This window comes from Streptomyces sp. V4I23 (genome assembly GCF_030817975.1).
Classification (GTDB): Bacteria; Actinomycetota; Actinomycetes; order Streptomycetales; family Streptomycetaceae; genus Streptomyces.
In genome coordinates this window covers 3,970,954-3,985,739 of the sequence record NZ_JAUSZW010000004.1, presented here as the reverse complement: position 1 = coordinate 3,985,739, position 14,786 = coordinate 3,970,954, and the positions used below count along the sequence as shown (strand labels likewise).

The 14,786-nt window shown below is 72.6% G+C and carries 13 protein-coding genes; 11 read left to right on the top strand and 2 right to left on the bottom strand.

Going from position 1 to position 14,786, the window contains the following annotated elements; translation table 11 throughout:
- Positions 1-18 precede the first annotated feature (18 nt).
- The 3 genes from QFZ82_RS20305 to QFZ82_RS20295 are packed head-to-tail and all read left to right on the top strand — an operon-like array spanning position 19 to position 2,686.
- Positions 19-855, top strand: a complete 837-nt coding sequence (locus tag QFZ82_RS20305; protein ID WP_373429432.1) for a DUF5819 family protein — start codon at positions 19-21, stop codon at positions 853-855.
- A complete protein-coding gene (locus QFZ82_RS20300; RefSeq protein WP_307714518.1) occupies positions 852-2,036 on the top strand; it encodes an HTTM domain-containing protein in 1,185 nt (394 codons plus the stop codon). Before QFZ82_RS20305 ends, QFZ82_RS20300 begins: the two co-directional genes overlap by 4 nt.
- Positions 2,037-2,053: 17 nt before the next feature.
- Positions 2,054-2,686, top strand: a complete 633-nt coding sequence (locus tag QFZ82_RS20295; RefSeq protein ID WP_307717784.1) for a TrmH family RNA methyltransferase — start codon at positions 2,054-2,056, stop codon at positions 2,684-2,686.
- 57 nt (positions 2,687-2,743) lie between these two features.
- Here QFZ82_RS20295 and paaN read toward each other — a convergent pair whose 3' ends face one another.
- Positions 2,744-4,423 carry a phenylacetic acid degradation protein PaaN gene (paaN, locus tag QFZ82_RS20290; RefSeq protein WP_307714517.1) on the bottom strand — a complete coding sequence of 560 codons (1,680 nt, stop codon included), beginning with the start codon at positions 4,421-4,423 and terminating at the stop codon, positions 2,744-2,746.
- Positions 4,424-4,545: 122 nt separating this feature from the next.
- On the opposite strand from paaN, the gene QFZ82_RS20285 reads away from it, so the two are divergent.
- Positions 4,546-6,057 carry a 3-hydroxyacyl-CoA dehydrogenase gene (locus QFZ82_RS20285; RefSeq protein ID WP_307714516.1) on the top strand — a complete coding sequence of 504 codons (1,512 nt, stop codon included), beginning with the start codon at positions 4,546-4,548 and terminating at the stop codon, positions 6,055-6,057.
- Positions 6,054-6,650: a TetR/AcrR family transcriptional regulator gene (locus QFZ82_RS20280; RefSeq protein WP_307714515.1), complete on the top strand. Its 597-nt coding sequence runs from the start codon at positions 6,054-6,056 to the stop codon at positions 6,648-6,650. Before QFZ82_RS20285 ends, QFZ82_RS20280 begins: the two co-directional genes overlap by 4 nt.
- A 124-nt stretch (positions 6,651-6,774) precedes the next feature.
- On the opposite strand, the gene QFZ82_RS20275 is transcribed toward QFZ82_RS20280, so the two are convergent.
- Positions 6,775-7,317, bottom strand: a complete 543-nt coding sequence (locus tag QFZ82_RS20275; protein WP_373429431.1) for an Lrp/AsnC family transcriptional regulator — start codon at positions 7,315-7,317, stop codon at positions 6,775-6,777.
- A 241-nt stretch (positions 7,318-7,558) separates the two neighbouring features.
- On the opposite strand from QFZ82_RS20275, the gene pdhA reads away from it, so the two are divergent.
- From pdhA to QFZ82_RS20245, 6 genes are all read left to right on the top strand, one after another.
- Entirely contained in the window at positions 7,559-8,698 is a 1,140-nt protein-coding gene (gene pdhA, locus QFZ82_RS20270; RefSeq protein ID WP_307717783.1) for a pyruvate dehydrogenase (acetyl-transferring) E1 component subunit alpha, read from the top strand.
- Complete coding sequence (locus tag QFZ82_RS20265) at positions 8,695-9,699, top strand: alpha-ketoacid dehydrogenase subunit beta (protein WP_307714513.1); 1,005 nt, start codon at positions 8,695-8,697, stop codon at positions 9,697-9,699. Before pdhA ends, QFZ82_RS20265 begins: the two co-directional genes overlap by 4 nt.
- Positions 9,699-11,150, top strand: coding sequence for a dihydrolipoamide acetyltransferase family protein (locus QFZ82_RS20260; RefSeq protein WP_307714512.1), 1,452 nt, complete (start codon positions 9,699-9,701; stop codon positions 11,148-11,150). The genes QFZ82_RS20265 and QFZ82_RS20260 overlap by 1 nt, the downstream gene beginning before the upstream one ends.
- Positions 11,151-11,282: 132 nt before the next feature.
- Positions 11,283-12,239, top strand: coding sequence for an NTP transferase domain-containing protein (locus tag QFZ82_RS20255; protein ID WP_307714511.1), 957 nt, complete (start codon positions 11,283-11,285; stop codon positions 12,237-12,239).
- The gene (locus tag QFZ82_RS20250; RefSeq protein WP_307714510.1) at positions 12,236-13,702 is read left to right on the top strand and encodes a molybdopterin molybdotransferase MoeA; all 1,467 of its coding nucleotides are present in this window, start codon (positions 12,236-12,238) and stop codon (positions 13,700-13,702) included. The genes QFZ82_RS20255 and QFZ82_RS20250 overlap by 4 nt, the downstream gene beginning before the upstream one ends.
- Positions 13,654-14,778, top strand: a complete 1,125-nt coding sequence (locus QFZ82_RS20245) for a TrkA family potassium uptake protein (RefSeq protein WP_307717782.1) — start codon at positions 13,654-13,656, stop codon at positions 14,776-14,778. The genes QFZ82_RS20250 and QFZ82_RS20245 overlap by 49 nt, the downstream gene beginning before the upstream one ends.
- Positions 14,779-14,786 lie beyond the last annotated feature (8 nt).

The following is a 14,786-nucleotide window of genomic DNA, read 5'->3' as shown; positions in this document are numbered from 1 at the left end:
CAGGGGATCGGGGCGGGGATGGAGTCCTTCGAGCACAGGGACGGCACGGGAGGGAGCCTCGGCTCCGGGCCGCCCGCGCCGCGGTCGCCGGAAGGGGACGCGATACCGGTCAAGGTCGACCCATCCGGCCCGCCCCCGATCGGTCCGGCCGAGGCGGGCGTCGCCCCGAGCGGCCCGGAACCTTCCGGCCCCGACCGCGGCATCGCCGCGCTGTCCCTCCCGTACCAGGTCGCTGCGGCTGTCTTCCTCGCGCTCGTCGCCGCCTTCGCGTGCGTCCACCTCACCATGGTCTTCCTCCACGTCGCCCCCTCCAACACGGTCACGAAGAGCCATGGTGAGGCGGTCCAGCATTGGGTCTACCCCGAGTTCGAACAGAACTGGAAGCTTTTCGCCCCCAATCCGCTCCAGCAGAACATCGCCGTGCAGGTGCGGGCCGAGTACACCGCCGAAGACGGCAGCCGCCGGACCAGTGAATGGCTCGATCTGTCCGCACAGGACGGTGAGGCCATTCGCGGCAGCCTCGTCCCCAGCCACATCGACCAGAACCAGCTGCGCCGCGGCTGGGACTTCTTCCTCGGCTCCCACGACAACGAGGCCCGCCCCAACGGCCTGCGCGGCAGGCTCTCCGAGCGGTACATGCGCCGCATCGTGATGCTGCGGCTGGACGGCATGGACCTGGGAGGCCCCGTCCAGCGCGTCCAGCTCAGGTCGTCGACCCGTGCGATCGAAGCGCCCGCGTGGAGCGGCGAGAGGACGGACACCCGGCCCGTCCACCGGATCATGCCGTGGTGGACGATCACTGCGGCCGATCTGCCCGCCGGTGTGGACAACGGCGAGAAGGAGGCGGGCAGGTGAGTACCACCACTGTGGAGCGCGGCGCGGCCCGCATCGTCCAGCGCGTCACGGCGACGGCCTTCGGGCCCTACCAGACCGCGATCGTCCGGATCGGGTTCGGCACCACCTGGCTGCTCTTCCTGCTGGTCGAGCTGCCGAACCGTCATCAGCTCTACGGGCCCGGCGGCCCCTGGAGCTGGGACATGGGCCGGGAGCTGGTCGCCAACAACAACGCCTTCACCGGCCTGCTGTGGTCGGACAGCGGCCTCTGGTTCGAGACCGTCTACGGCCTGTCCATAGTCGCGAGCGTGCTGCTCATACTCGGCTGGCGCACCCGCGCCGCGTCCGCGCTGTTCATGTTCGGCGTGCTGTCCCTGCAGAACCGCTCGATCTTCGTCGGCGACGGCGGCGACAATGTCGTCCACCTGATGGCGATATACCTGGTCTTCACGCGCTGCGCCCAGGTCTGGTCGCTCGACGCCCGCCGCGCGGCGCGCGCACTGCCCGGCGTGCCCCTTCGGGACCGCGTCGGACCCCTGATGTGGGCGGTGCTCGGAGTCGGGCTGCTCGTCGGTACCTTCCTCAACGGGCCCGGCCGGGTGCTCTGGCTGTTGTGGCTGCTGTGGGCGGCCCAGGGGCTGTGGTGGCTGCTCTCCCGGGAGGCCCCCCGAAGCCAGCCGCGCCTGCTGCTCGACGTCCTGGCCAACGTCGTCCACAACTGCGCTCTCGTCGTGATCATGGCCGAGGTCTGTCTGATCTACGCGACCGCCGGCTGGTACAAGATCCAGGGCACGCGCTGGCAGGACGGGACGGCCCTGTACTACCCGCTCAAGCTCGACTACTTCACGCCGTGGCCGGCCCTCTCCGACGCGCTGGCCACCAGTGGTCTGCTTATGCTGGTGCTCACCTACGCCACGGTCGCGGTCCAGGTCGCGTTCCCGTTCACCCTCATCAACCGGCGGGTCAAGAACGTCCTGCTGGTCGCCATGATGCTGGAGCACGCGGGCATCGCCGTGCTGCTCGGGCTGCCGGTCTTCTCGCTCGCCATGATCGCCGCCGACGCCGTCTTCCTGCCGACCGCGTTCCTGCTGTGGCTCGGTGCGCGGGCGGCCCGGGCGCGGGACCGGGTGTTCTCGCGGAGGCCGGCCCAGGGGCAGCCGGAACGGGAGAGCGGCGAGGTGCCCCGTACGCTCGTCGGGTGAGCACCACCGAGGAACCGATGCAGTACGACGAGGGCTACGGCCCCGAGGTCGGCGTGGGACCGCACCCCCTGCCGTGGCCGCAGGACGAGCGGTACGACCCGAAGCTCCTGGCCGAGGGCGACCGCCGCAACGTCGTCGACCGGTACCGGTACTGGACGCGTGAGGCGATCGTCGCCGATCTGGACACTCGGAGGCACGGCTTCCATGTGGCCGTCGAGAACTGGGGCCATGACTTCAACATCGGGTCCGTGGTGCGTACCGCGAACGCCTTCCTCGCGAACGAGATCCACATCGTGGGCCGCCGGCGCTGGAACCGGCGCGGGGCCATGGTCACCGACCGGTACCAGCATGTGCGCCACCACCCGGACACGGCGTCCCTGACCGCATGGGCGGCCTCGGAAGACCTGCCGATCATCGGCATCGACAACCTGCCGGGCGCCGTGCCGCTGGAGCGGACCGAGCTGCCGCGCCGCTGTGTGCTGCTCTTCGGCCAGGAGGGACCGGGGCTGACGCCGGAGGCGCGCGAACACGCGGCGATGGTCTGTTCGATCGCGCAGTTCGGCTCCACGCGGTCGATCAACGCGGGCGCTGCGGCGGCCATCGCCATGCACGCATGGGTGCAGCGGCACGCGGACGTGCCGCTGCCCTGAGGGCGGACTTTCCTTCCGGGCGCGGCGGGCCGGCGACTGACCGGCCCGCCGGGCGCGTCAGGCCTGGCGCCGTACCTCGACCACACGGAAGCGGTTCGAGACGAACGCGCCGTCGCACAGGGCGGCGTTCGCCGCGGGGTTGCCGCCGGAGCCGTGGAAGTCGGAGAACGCCGCGGTCTGGTTGACGTACACGCCGCCGGTCAGGTTCAGCGAGAGCTGGGCCGACTCGTCGAGGCAGACCTCTTCGAGCGCGCGCTCCGTCTCCTCGGACGTGGTGTACGCCCCGACCGTCATGGCGCCCTTGTCGCGGACCGTGCGCCGCAGCAGGTCCAGCGCGTCTGCCGTCGAGTCCATGGCCACTACGAACGACACGGGGCCGAAGCACTCGGAGAGGAACGCGGGCTCCGCGTCCTGCGCCTCCCAGTACTTGCGGGCGCCGTCGAGCTTGACGATCACCGGAGTGCGCACGGTCGCGTCCGGGAACTCCGGATTGACCACCTCGCGCGAGGGGAGCGCCACCTCGCCGAGCTCGGCCGCCGCCTCCAGACGGGCCTTCACGTCGGGGTTGACCAGGGCACCCAGGAGGGCATTGGCCCGGGCGTCGTCGCCGAGCAGACCGCCGACGGCCGCCGCGAGGTCGGCCGTCACCTCGTCGTACGTCTTCGGGCCCTGATCGGTGGTGATGCCGTCCCGGGGGACCAGCACGTTCTGCGGGGTGGTGCACATCTGGCCGCTGTACAGGGACAGGGAGAAGGCCAGGTTGGACAGCATCCCCTTGTAGTCGTCGGTGGAGTCGACGACGACCGTGTTGACGCCGGCCTTCTCGGTGTAGACCTGCGCCTGGCGCGCGTTGGCCTCCAGCCAGTCCCCGAAGGCGGTGGAGCCCGTGTAGTCGATGATCCTGATCTCGGGGCGGGTCGCCAGCGTCTTCGCGATGCCCTCGCCCGGGCGCTCGGCGGCCAGGCAGACCAGGTTGGCGTCGAAGCCCGCCTCGGCGAGGACCTCGCGCGCCACCTTCACGGTGAGGGCGAGGGGGAGCACCGCGCGCGGGTGCGGCTTGACCAGGACAGGGTTGCCGGTGGCCAGGGAGGCGAACAGCCCGGGGTAGCCGTTCCACGTGGGGAAGGTGTTGCAGCCGATCACCAGGGCGATGCCGCGGCCGGCCGTCGTGAAGGTCTTGCGCAGCTCAAGGGGGTCGCGCTTGCCCTGGGGCTTGGACCAGTCGGCCGCGGCCGGGGTCCGGGTCTGCTCCGCGTACGCATACGCCACGGCCTCCAGGCCGCGGTCCTGGGCGTGCGGGCCGCCTGCCTGGAACGCCATCATGAACGCCTGCCCACTGGTGTGCATCACCGCGTGCGCGAACTCGTGGGTGCGGGCGCTGATGCGGGAGAGGATCTCCAGGCAGACCAGGGCGCGCGTCTCGGGGCCGACCTCGCGCCAGGCCGCCATGCCCGCGCGCATCGCGGGGAGCAGCACGTCCAGATCCGGGTGGGGGTATTCGATGCCCAGCTCCGGCCCGTACGGCGAGGTCTCACCGCCCGTCCAGCCGTCCGTGCCCGGCTGGTCCAGGTCGAAGCGGGTGCCGCGCAGCGCCTCGAAGGCCGCGAGGCCGTCCGCGGGGGCGCTTTCGCCGTACGCCTTGGGGTGCTCCGGGTGCGGGGACCAGTAGGCGCGCGTGCGGATCGCTTCGAGGGCCTGGTCGAGCGTGGGCCGGTGGGTCTCGGTCAGCTGCTGCATGACGGACCAACTCCTCGTCGAGCTGGGCAGGGAACTAGTGACAGAGTTAGAGTAACCGAACGATCGGTCGGTACAAGGGGGCCTGTCGAAGCTGTGGACAACTCATCGGGGAGGATCGCTCCATGACCGCCATCGACACCAGCCGCACCGTCGCCGTCGTCGGCACCGGCACCATGGGCCAGGGCATCGCGCAGGTCGCCCTCGTCGCGGGCCACCCCGTGCGGCTCTACGACGCCGTGGCCGGCCGGGCCGGTGAGGCCGCGGAGGCCATCGGCGCGCGCCTGGACCGGCTGGTCGAGAAGGGCCGCATGGACGCCGGGGAGCGCGACGCCGCCCGCGCGCGTCTCGTCCCCGCCGCGGACCTGGCGGAGCTCGCCGACGCCGCGCTCGTCGTCGAGGCGGTCCTCGAACAACTGGCGGTCAAGCAGGAGCTCTTCGCCGAGCTGGAGAAGATCGTCGCCGACGACTGCCTGCTCGCGACCAACACCTCCTCCCTCTCGGTCACAGCCGTCGCGGGAGCCCTCCGCGCTCCGGGCCGCTTCGTCGGCCTGCACTTCTTCAACCCCGCACCCCTCCTCCCCCTGGTCGAGGTCGTCAGCGGTCACGCCACCGACGAGGAGACCGCCACGCGCGCGTGGGCGACGGCCGCGGCCTGGGGCAAGACGCCCGTGCCCTGCGCCGACCTGCCCGGCTTCATCGTCAATCGCATAGCCAGGCCCTTCTACGCCGAGGCCTTCGCCGTCCACGAGGAGCACGGCATCGACCCGGCCACCATCGACGCGATCCTGCGCGAGAGCGGCGGCTTCGCCATGGGCCCGTTCGAGCTCACCGACCTGATCGGCCAGGACGTCAACGAGGCCGTCACCCGCTCGGTGTGGGAGTCCTTCTTCCACAGCCCCAAGTTCCAGCCGTCCCTCGCCCAGCGCCGGCTCGTCGAATCACGCCGGCTCGGCCGCAAGTCAGGCCACGGCTGGTTCTCGTACGCCGAGGGCGCCGCGCGGCCCGCGCCGCCCGACGCGGGGCCCGAGGACGCGCCGGAGTACGTCATCGCCGAGGGCGACCTCGGACCCGCCGCAGAGCTGATCGGGATGATCCGCGAGGCGGGCATCACCGTGCGGCAGGAGGACGAGGACACGGGCACCCGGCTGATCCTGCCGAGCGGCGGGCAGCTGGTGCTGGCGGACGGGCAGATCGCGGCGGAGTTCCGCGACGTCGTCTACTTCGACCTCGCCCTCGACTACCGGACGGCCGGCCGGATCGCCCTGTCCGCGGCGGCCGATGTCCAGCAGGACACCCTCGCGCAGGCCACCGGCCTGTTCCAGGCGCTCGGCAAGCGGGTCAGCGTCCTCCCCGACATACCCGGCATGATCGTCGCCCGTACGGTCGCGATGCTCGGTGACATCGCGCTGGACGCCGTCGCCCGGCGGGTCGCCTCCGCCGAGGACATCGACACCGCGATGCGGCTCGGCGTCAACTACCCGCTGGGGCCGGTCGAATGGAACGAGAAGCTCGGGCGCGACTGGGCCTGGGAGCTGCTGGCCAACCTCCACCAGTCCGTGCCGACCGGCCGTTACGCGCGCACGCTGGGACTGCACCAGTGGTCGTACGGCTCCCCGCTCGAGGACGCATCATGACCACGCCCAAGCGGGACACGTACACCCCCGAGACCCTGCTGACCGTCGCGGTGCGGATCTTCAACGAGCGCGGCTACGACGGCACGTCGATGGAGCACCTGTCCCGGGCCGCGGGCATCTCCAAGTCCTCGATCTACCATCATGTCGCGGGCAAGGAGGAGCTGCTGCGCCGGGCCGTCAGCCGGGCCCTGGACGCCCTGTTCGCGATCCTCGACGAGGACGGCGCCGTGGCGGGCCGGGCCGTCGAGCGCGTCGAGTACGTCACCCGGCGCACCGTCGAGGTGCTCATGGCCGAACTGCCCTACGTGACGCTGCTGCTGCGCGTCCGCGGCAACACGAAGACCGAGCGGTGGGCCATGGAACGCCGCCGTGAGTTCGACCAGCGGGTCGCCGACCTGCTGAAGGCGGCCGCCGCGGAGGGGGACCTGCGCGCCGACATGGACACCCGGCTGGCGACGAGGCTGCTCTTCGGCATGGTGAACTCCCTCGTCGAGTGGTACCGCCCGCACGCGGGCGGATACGACGGGGAGCAGGTGGCCGAGGCGGTCGTGCGGATGGCCTTCGACGGGCTGCGGAGGGACGTGCCCGCCTGAGCCGTCTCCGGCGGGAGGCTTCCCAGGGACGTTCACGCAGGCCTGCCCAGCGCCTGAACCAGTTCCCCCGGACGGGACTCCGGACAGGCGGTACCTGAGGCGCCACACGTGCCGTCCCTTGCGCCTACGGGCCCTCCGGCGGTTCCGCGTCGGGGGCCAGGCCGGCGGCCGTGCCGGGCGGGCCGGGCACCGGGTCGAGGTCCGTCTCCTCGAAGACCAGCAGCGTGCGCGTCGACAGGACCTCGGGGATGGACTGCAGCCTGGTCAGGACCAGTTCGCGCAGGGTGCGGTTGTCGGGCGTGTGCACGAGGAGCAGCACGTCGAAGTCGCCGCTCACCAGGGCGATGTGCGCGGCTCCCGGCAGGGCCTGGAGCTGTTCGCGCACGGTCCGCCAGGAGTTCTGCACGATCTTGAGCGTGATGTAGGCGGACGCGCCCTGGCCCGCACGCTCGTGGTTCACGCGGGCGCTGAAGCCCCGGATCACGCCGTCGTCGATGAGCCGGTTGATCCGTGCGTACGCGTTGGCGCGCGACACGTGCACCCGCTCGGCCACGGAACGGATCGACGCGCGGCCGTCCGCCTGGAGCATCCGCAGGATGTCGCGGTCGATCGCGTCCAGGGGGCGCGGCGGCGGCGTCTGCTCCGCGCGGTCCCCGTCCTGGGCCATTTGTTCAGTCGGCATGTCCCCCCGCCTTCCCAGCATGGACGACCTGTCTCCATCTCAAGCTGTGGAGAACCGTTTGTCCACAGGCTGCCCGCGCCTGTAGCCAAAATGCGTCCACGACCGAACAATCGGTAGGTGAGGCGCGCCACACTCGCGACGCCTCCCGTTCGCATTCGTCGTCGCCTTCGTCTTCGTTGATCGTCGGCGCTCCCACGAGGAGGTGCTCGCGTTGAGAAAGAGCAGCATGACGGTCCAGGAGCTGCCCGGTGACGCTGCCGTCTACCGGCCCACCCCGCCCCCGGCCTGGCAGCACCGCACCGACCCCGCACCCCTGCTCCCGGACCCGGAGCCGTTCCGCGTGCTGGGCACCGAGGCAGCCGCCGCGGCCGACCCCGAGCTGCTGCTCCGGCTGTACGCGGAGCTCGTCCGCGGCCGGCGGTACAACGCCCAGGCGACCGCTCTCACCAAGCAGGGCCGGCTCGCCGTCTACCCGTCGAGCACCGGACAGGAGGCGTGTGAGGTCGCCGCCGCGCTGGCCCTGGAGGAGCGGGACTGGCTCTTCCCGAGCTACCGCGACACCCTCGCGGCCGTCGCCCGCGGGCTCGACCCCGTGCAGGCCCTGACCCTGCTGCGCGGCGACTGGCACACCGGCTACGACCCGTACGAGCACCGCATCGCGCCCCTGTGCACCCCGCTCGCCACCCAGCTGCCGCACGCTGTGGGGCTGGCGCACGCGGCCCGTCTCAAGGGCGACGACGTCGTCGCGCTCGCCATGGTCGGCGACGGCGGCACGAGCGAGGGCGACTTCCACGAGGCACTGAACTTCGCGGCGGTGTGGCAGGCCCCTGTCGTCTTCCTCGTGCAGAACAACGGCTTCGCGATCTCCGTGCCGCTGGCCAAGCAGACCGCCGCGCCCTCCCTGGCCCACAAGGCCGTCGGCTACGGCATGCCCGGCCGCCTGGTCGACGGCAACGACGCCGCCGCCGTGCACCAGGTGCTCGGCGAGGCCGTCGCCCGGGCCCGGCGCGGTGGCGGTCCGACGCTGATCGAGGCCGTCACCTACCGCATGGACGCCCACACCAACGCCGACGACGCCACCCGCTACCGGGGCGACAGCGAGGTCGAGACCTGGCGGGGGCACGATCCGATCCTGCTGCTGGAGCGCGAGCTGACCGAGCGCGGACTGCTCGACGACGACCGCCGCAGGACGGCCGCCGACGCCGCCGAATCGATGGCGGCCGACCTGCGCGAGCGGATGAACGCCGACCCGGTCCTCGACCCGATGGACCTGTTCACGCACGTCTACGCGGAGCAGACCGGCCAGTTGCGTGAGCAGGCGGCGCAGCTGCGCGCCGAGCTCGACGCCGAGGGAGAAGCACGATGACCACGGCTGCCGTGAAGCCGGCGACCATGGCCCAGGCCCTTCAGCGCGCGATGCGCGACGCGATGGCCGAGGACCCCACCGTCCACGTGATGGGAGAGGACGTCGGCACGCTCGGCGGAGTCTTCCGGGTGACGGACGGGCTCGCGAAGGAGTTCGGCGAGGACCGCTGCACCGACACGCCGCTGGCCGAGGCCGGCATCCTCGGCACGGCCGTGGGTATGGCGATGTACGGGCTGCGGCCCGTCGTCGAGATGCAGTTCGACGCCTTCGCCTACCCCGCGTTCGAGCAGCTCATCAGCCATGTCGCCCGCATGCGCAACCGCACCCGCGGCGCCATGCCGCTGCCGATCACCGTCCGCGTGCCCTACGGCGGCGGGATCGGTGGCGTCGAGCACCACAGCGACTCCTCCGAGGCGTACTACATGGCGACTCCGGGTCTCCACGTCGTCACGCCCGCCACGGTCGAGGACGCCTACGGGATGCTGCGGGCCGCGATCGCCTCCGACGACCCCGTGGTCTTCCTGGAGCCCAAGCGGCTGTACTGGTCGAAGGCGCAGTGGTCGCCGGAGGCCCCCACGGCCGTCGAGCCGATCGGCCGCGCCGTCGTACGGCGCCCCGGCCGCAGCGCCATGCTCATCACCTACGGTGCCTCCGTGCCCGTCTGCATGGAGGCCGCCGAGGCGGCCGAGGCCGAGGGATGGGACCTGGAGGTCGTGGACCTGCGCTCGCTGGTCCCGTTCGACGACGAGACGGTCTGCGCCTCCGTACGGCGGACGGGCCGTGCGGTCGTCGTCCACGAGTCCACAGGCTTCGGCGGTCCCGGTGGGGAGATCGCCGCGCGGGTGACCGAGCGCTGCTTCCACCATCTGGAGGCGCCCGTGCTGCGGGTCGCCGGGTTCGACATCCCGTATCCGCCGCCGATGCTGGAACGTCACCACCTCCCGGGCGTGGACCGGGTGCTCGACGCGGTGGCACGGCTGCAGTGGGAGGCGGAGAGCTGATGGCGCAGGTGCTCGAATTCAGGCTGCCCGACCTCGGTGAGGGACTGACCGAGGCGGAGATCGTGCGCTGGCTGGTGTCCGTGGGCGACGTCGTGGCGATCGACCAGCCCGTCGTCGAGGTCGAGACGGCCAAGGCGATGGTCGAGGTGCCGTGCCCGTACGGAGGCGTCGTCACCGCGCGCTTCGGTGAGGAGGGCACCGAGCTGCCCGTGGGCGCGCCGCTGCTGACCGTCGCGGTGGGGGCGATGGACGCGGACACCGCGGGCGTCGCGGGTTCCGGTGGCGCTGCCGGACCGGCCGCCGACACCGGGGACACCGGCACGGAGACCTCCGGGAACGTGCTGGTCGGGTACGGGACCGGGGCCCCGGCGGCCCGCCGACGACGCATCCGGCCCGCCACGGGCACACCGTCCGCCGGTGGCGCCGGCCGCACCTCGGGCAACGCGCCCGCTGCCGCCCCCCGGCAGGCGGCCGCGGCGGTGGCCACGGGGACCGGCCCCACCCACGCGTCGGCGCACAGGGCCGCCGGCGAGCGGGCGCCGCACGAGGGCCCTGTCGCCGTCATCTCGCCGCTCGTGCGCAGGCTCGCCCGTGAGCACGGTCTCGACCTGCGAAGCCTCGCCGGATCCGGCCCCGACGGGCTCATCCTGCGGGCCGACGTCGAGCGGGCCGTGAGCGCTGCCGGCACGCAGCTCCAGGCTCCGGCCGCACCGCAGCCCGTGGCCGCACAGCCCGAGGCGTTCCGGCCCTTGGCGTCGGCACAGGGCGAGCGCGTTCCGCTGCGGGGAGTGCGCGGAGCCGTGGCCGACAAGCTCTCGCGCAGTCGGCGCGAGATCCCCGACGCCACCTGCTGGGTCGACGCGGACGCCACCGAGCTCATGGCCGCCCGTGTGGCGATGAACGCGGCGGGTGGAGAGAAGATCTCTCTCCTCGCGCTTCTCGCCCGGATCTGCACGGCCGCGCTCGCGCGATACCCCGAGCTCAACTCCACCGTGGACACGGAGGCCCGCGAGATCGTGCGGCTCCCCGAGGTGCATCTCGGTTTCGCGGCACAGACCGAGCGGGGTCTCGTCGTGCCCGTCGTCAAGGACGCGCACGCCAGATCGGCGGAGTCGCTCACCGCAGAGTTCGCGCGGCTGACGGAGGCGGCGAGGCAGGGGACGCTGACTCCGGCGGACCTCACGGGCGGCACGTTCACGCTGAACAACTACGGGGTCTTCGGAGTCGACGGCTCCACGCCGATCATCAACCATCCGGAGGCCGCCATGCTCGGCGTCGGCCGGATCGTGCCGAAGCCGTGGGTGCACGAGGGCGAGCTGGCGGTACGTCAGGTGGTCCAGTTGTCGCTGACCTTCGACCACCGGGTCTGCGACGGCGGCACCGCCGGCGGATTCCTGCGCTACGTCGCCGACTGCGTGGAGCACCCGTCGGTCCTGCTGCGCACCCTGTAGGGCGCCCCGGTACACAGCCGGGGGCACCGCCGGCAGACAGCCGGGACACCCGCGGGCACGCCCCGGACCGAGATCCGACCAGAGATCGGGACGGGGCTCCCCGCCTGCCACGATCCGGCCCATACTGCATGAGTGACCGCGAAGACCGCGTACGACGCCATCGTGCTCGCCGGAGGTGCCGCGAAGCGCCTGGGCGGAGCCGACAAGCCGGCGGTGAGCGTGGGCGGGCGGGCCCTGCTCGACCGGGTCCTCGGCGTGTGCCGGGACGCCGGGCGCACCGTCGTCGTCGGCGGACGCCGCCCCACCGCCCGCCCCGTCGTATGGGCCCGCGAGGAGCCGCCGGGCGGCGGACCGCTCGCCGCGCTCGACGCCGGAGTCCGGCAGTGCGACGCACCCGCGGTGCTCGTGCTCTCCGCCGATCTGCCGTTCCTCGGGCCGACGACCGTGCGGCGCCTGATCTCCGCGCTCGACGAGAGCAACCGGGAGGCGGCACTGCTGACCGACGCCGACGGCCGCGACCAGCCTCTCGTTGCCGCCTACCGCACCGAGCCGCTCCGACGTGAACTCGCTCTCCTCGCGACCGAACACGGCACCCTTTCCGGACTGCCGCTGCGTCTTCTGGCACAGGAACTGGACCTCGCCCGGGTCCGGACCGACCCCCTCGCCTCCTTCGACTGCGACACCTGGGAGGACGTTTCCGCTGCCCGGGCCCGTATCAGGGAGCATGGCTACGTGCTGGATGAATGGATCACCGCAGTCAAGGACGAACTCGGCGTCGAACTCGACGTCGACACCCGGGTCCTGCTCGACCTCGCCCGCGATGCCGCGCACGGAGTCGCCCGCCCCGCCGCGCCGCTGACCACCTTCCTGGTGGGTTACGCGGCCGCCCGGGCAGGCGGCGGACCGGAGGCCGTGGCCGAGGCCGCCCGCAAGGCCGTCGCTCTCGCGACCCGCTGGGCGGAGGAGACCGAGCAGGCCGCCGGGCCCGCACCCGGGGCGGCCCCCGCCGCTTCCGGGACCGAACGCGGCGCCGGCGGTACCGGCGCCGCCGACGACCCACGCGAGAATGGCGAGGCCGAAGCCGGATGACCGGCCACGACGACACCTCGGGCCGCCCCGGCGCCGGACCCGCCCACGAGGTCCCGCCTCCCGGCGGGCGACGGCAGGAGCGCGTCCACGACGATCCCCGCCCCGCCCCGCGCCCACAGGAGCTCGCCCCCGAGGGCGACCTCGACGGAGTGGACGAAGCCCTCGCCCTCGTCGGCCCGCGTGACCGGCAGCCCGGCCGTGCGGCTCCCGGCGCCGCGCCGCCCGGCGCTGCCGCTCCGGCGCGCCACTGCGCCACCTCATGGCCCGAGGCGCGCTCCCTCGCCGCCCGCATCGGACGCGCTGCCGCCCCGCGCACGCGGAGCGCAGCCCTCGGCGACGCGCTGGGACAGGTCATGGCCGAGCCGCTCGTGGCGCTGTGCGACCTCCCGTCCTTCGACACCTCCGCCATGGACGGCTGGGCGGTCGCCGGCCCCGGGCCCTGGCGCCTGGACACGGAGGCGTCCGTCCTCGCCGGGCACGGCGAGACGCGGCCCCTCCCCGATGGCACGGCGGTACGCATCGCCACCGGCGCACGGGTTCCGCCCGGCACGACCGCCGTCATCCGCAGCGAGCACGCCCGTGCCGGTGCGGCCCCGCAGCAGCTGCACGCCGAGCGTGAGGTCGTCCCGGGCCAGGACATCCGGCCGCGCGGCCAGGAGTGCCGAGCGGGCGACCAGCTCCTGCCCTCCGGCTCCCAGGTGACCCCGGCCGTCCTGGGGCTGGCCGCGGCCGCCGGTTACGACCACCTCGTGACCGTCGCCCGGCCGCGTGTCGAGGTCCTGGTGCTCGGCGACGAACTGCTCACCTCCGGGCTCCCCCACGACGGCCTCATCCGTGACGCACTCGGTCCGATGATCGGTCCCTGGCTGGCGTCGCTGGGGGCCGAAGTCGTCGCGACCGGGCGGATCGGCGACGACGCCGAGGCCCTGCACCGTGCCGTCACGACCTCCGACGCGGACCTGCTGATCACCACCGGAGGTACGGCGGCGGGGCCCGTCGACCACGTCCACCCGGTGCTGCGCAAGGCGGGCGCCGAGCTGCTGGTCGACGGAGTCGCCGTACGGCCCGGCCACCCCATGCTGCTCGCCCGGCTTGCTCCCGGCCGTCACCTGGTGGGCCTGCCCGGCAATCCCCTGGCCGCCGTCTCGGGTCTGCTCACGCTCGCCGAGCCGCTGCTGCGCGGACTCTGCGGGCGACCGCCCGCGGTTCCGTACCGCCTGCCCGTTCGGGATGCGGTGCACGGCCACCCGCACGACACCCGGCTCGTGCCGTTCGTGCACGGCGAGGATCTGCTCGTGCCGCTCCACTACAACGGTCCGGCGATGCTGCGGGGCATCGCGGCCGCCGACGGTCTGGCCGTGGTCCCGCCCGGTGGGGCAGGGGCCGGTGACGAGCTGGAAGTCCTCGACCTGCCCTGGGCCGCCTGGACGCCGCCGACCGCCGAGGGAGGACGTTTCACGTGAAACTTCCCGGCCACGACGCCATGGCCCGGAATGCGGACGAACAGCTGATCACGAGCCGCGTGAAGCTTCCCCGACGGGTGGTCGAGCGTCCGCTGCGGCAGGTCAGCAAGCGCCTGCTGATGGCCCTGATGGTGCTCGTCATCACGGTGCTGCTCGTCTGGAGCGACCGCCACGGTTACCACGACAACGCCGACGATTCCGTCGACTTCCTCGACTGTGTCTACTACGCGACCGTCACCCTCTCCACCACGGGGTACGGCGACATCGTTCCCTACAGCGACGCGGCCCGGCTCACGAACGTGCTGCTGGTGACCCCGCTGCGTGTGCTCTTTCTGATCATCCTGGTCGGCACCACCCTTGAGGTCCTCACCGAACGCACCCGGGAGGAGTGGCGACTGAACCGCTGGAGGTCCACCTTGCGCGATCACACCGTCATCGTCGGCTTCGGCACGAAGGGACGATCGGCGATGATGACGCTCTGCGCCACCGGGCTGCGGAAGGACCAGATCGTCGTCGTCGATCCGAGCAGCAAGGTGATCGAGGCGGCCAATGCCGAGGGCTTCGTCGGCGTGGTCGGCGACGCCACCCGCAGCGACGTGCTCATCCGGGCCGAACTCCAGAAGGCCCGCCAGATCATCGTCGCCCCCCAGCGCGACGACACCGCCGTGCTGGTCACCCTGACGGCCCGCCAGCTCAATCGTGGTGCCAAGATCGTCGCCGCCGTCCGGGAGGAGGAGAACGCGCCGCTGCTGCGCCAGTCCGGCGCCGACGCGGTCATCACCAGCTCGGGCGCCGCCGGCCGGCTGCTCGGCCTGTCCGTGCTCAGCCCCAGCGCCGGTACGGTCCTGGAGGACCTCATCCAGCAGGGCAGCGGCCTCGACCTCATCGAGCGGCCGGTGATAAAGGCCGAGGTGGGCCGCGACGTGCGGGAGACGGACGACCTGGTCGTCAGCGTGCTGCGGGGGCACCGGCTGATCGGCTACGACGACCCCGCGGCGAGCCCGCTGCAACTCACCGACCGGCTCATCACCATCGTCCGCTCACAGAACGACCAGACGCCCGGCGGCCGGGAGTAGCCTCGCGG

What these genes read in the sequence shown, in the direction of transcription:
- QFZ82_RS20265 (WP_307714513.1), top strand. Translation starts at nt 8,695, where the DNA reads ATGACCACGGCTGCCGTGAAGCCGGCGACCATGGCCCAGGCCCTTCAG.
- QFZ82_RS20250 (WP_307714510.1), top strand. Translation starts at nt 12,236, where the DNA reads ATGACCGGCCACGACGACACCTCGGGCCGCCCCGGCGCCGGACCCGCC.
- QFZ82_RS20275 (WP_373429431.1), bottom strand. Translation starts at nt 7,317, where the DNA reads ATGGCCCAGGACGGGGACCGCGCGGAGCAGACGCCGCCGCCGCGCCCC.
- pdhA (WP_307717783.1), top strand. Translation starts at nt 7,559, where the DNA reads ATGACGGTCCAGGAGCTGCCCGGTGACGCTGCCGTCTACCGGCCCACC.
- QFZ82_RS20285 (WP_307714516.1), top strand. Translation starts at nt 4,546, where the DNA reads ATGACCGCCATCGACACCAGCCGCACCGTCGCCGTCGTCGGCACCGGC.
- QFZ82_RS20280 (WP_307714515.1), top strand. Translation starts at nt 6,054, where the DNA reads ATGACCACGCCCAAGCGGGACACGTACACCCCCGAGACCCTGCTGACC.
- QFZ82_RS20260 (WP_307714512.1), top strand. Translation starts at nt 9,699, where the DNA reads ATGGCGCAGGTGCTCGAATTCAGGCTGCCCGACCTCGGTGAGGGACTG.
- paaN (WP_307714517.1), bottom strand. Translation starts at nt 4,423, where the DNA reads ATGCAGCAGCTGACCGAGACCCACCGGCCCACGCTCGACCAGGCCCTC.
- QFZ82_RS20295 (WP_307717784.1), top strand. Translation starts at nt 2,054, where the DNA reads ATGCAGTACGACGAGGGCTACGGCCCCGAGGTCGGCGTGGGACCGCAC.
- QFZ82_RS20305 (WP_373429432.1), top strand. Translation starts at nt 19, where the DNA reads ATGGAGTCCTTCGAGCACAGGGACGGCACGGGAGGGAGCCTCGGCTCC.